This window comes from Shewanella sp. CG12_big_fil_rev_8_21_14_0_65_47_15, from assembly GCF_002783505.1.
In the GTDB taxonomy this organism is placed as follows: domain Bacteria; phylum Pseudomonadota; class Gammaproteobacteria; order Enterobacterales; family Shewanellaceae; genus Shewanella.
Genome location: NZ_PFGL01000039.1, coordinates 355 through 1,473, shown reverse-complemented (window position 1 = coordinate 1,473; position 1,119 = coordinate 355). Strand labels below are relative to the sequence as shown.

2 protein-coding genes are annotated in these 1,119 nt (G+C 48.9%); both read left to right on the top strand.

Going from position 1 to position 1,119, the window contains the following annotated elements:
• Nucleotides 1-312: 312 nt before the first annotated feature.
• Nucleotides 313-900 carry a nucleotidyltransferase domain-containing protein gene (locus COW15_RS09930; protein ID WP_293632423.1) on the top strand — a complete coding sequence of 196 codons (588 nt, stop codon included), beginning with the start codon at nucleotides 313-315 and terminating at the stop codon, nucleotides 898-900.
• Nucleotides 875-1,119, top strand: a 245-nt coding sequence (locus tag COW15_RS09925) for a hypothetical protein (protein WP_293632422.1), incomplete at its 3' end; no start/stop codon positions are given. The genes COW15_RS09930 and COW15_RS09925, both read left to right, overlap by 26 nt.

The window sequence follows — 1,119 nt, the reverse complement described above, 5'->3', positions numbered from 1 at the left end:
TGACCCGAAACTCGGCATCATATCGCTGGATGCAACTTTATTCTTGAGAAAAAACCGGATTTTTCCCGAACTCTGAACATAAACAATTCTTGACATTTGTGTCATTTGGGGTATAAGGGGGTTAAAAATGACAACATGGACATTTTATGTAGGAAGAAAGCCATGATTCAGGGCACACAAAAACCCCGTTTCTCTGATGGAGACCGGGGTTTTGTCTTTTGTGGCCCACGAAAGGCCCATAATGACCACTACTATACCACCGCAAATAAATGAGTGGAAAAGCCACTCAATTGCATGGTATAATCACGCGAAATGGATACATTGAGTGAAATATTATCCTCTCGTTCGCGGGCTCAGATCTTCAAGCTTCTCTTCGGCGGGACCGAAAACGAGCTTCATGTTCGCGAGATTCAGCGTCGCTCCGGACTGAACGACAGCACCCTGCGACAGGAGCTGCGCAAATTGGTCAGGCTCGATCTGGTGAAGGGCAGGAAAGACAGTAATCGAGTCTATTATAGGGCCAACACGGAAAACCCTCTTTATCCGGAGATTCGAAATCTTGTAACCAAGACGACCGGGGTTGTTGGCGTTCTTCGGGAGGCGCTACAAGACGGGCGGATCCACGTTGCCTTTGTGTTTGGATCAATTGCCGGGGGTGAGGTAACCGCCGGTAGTGATGTGGACCTTCTTGTTATCGGAGAGATAGGGTTCCGCGATCTTTCAGAACTGCTCTCAGGGTGTTCGGAGGTAATCGGAAGAGAAATCAACCCCCACGTGATGAACAAGATAGAATATCGGAAACGGGTTGAGTCAGGCGAACATTTCATGTCACATATACTGAAATCGCGCAAGATTTTTGTTGTTGGGACCGAGCATGACCTTAAAGCAATGGGCCGCTAACGGCTGGCTCAAAGAGCACCAATCCAGCGCCGAGGAAATAGGAAATCTCCTGGCTATCGTGGAACGTGATCTGAAGGATGCCACCGAAGGTGCCGTATCGGCTGACTGGCGCTTTGGGATCGCCTACAATGCAGCCCTCAAGCTCTGTACCATTCTTCTTTACGCTGAAGGCTATAAGGCCGAAAGGACCTTACAGCATTACCGCACTATTCAAGCCCT

What these genes read in the sequence shown, in the direction of transcription:
- COW15_RS09930 (WP_293632423.1), top strand. Translation starts at nt 313, where the DNA reads ATGGATACATTGAGTGAAATATTATCCTCTCGTTCGCGGGCTCAGATC.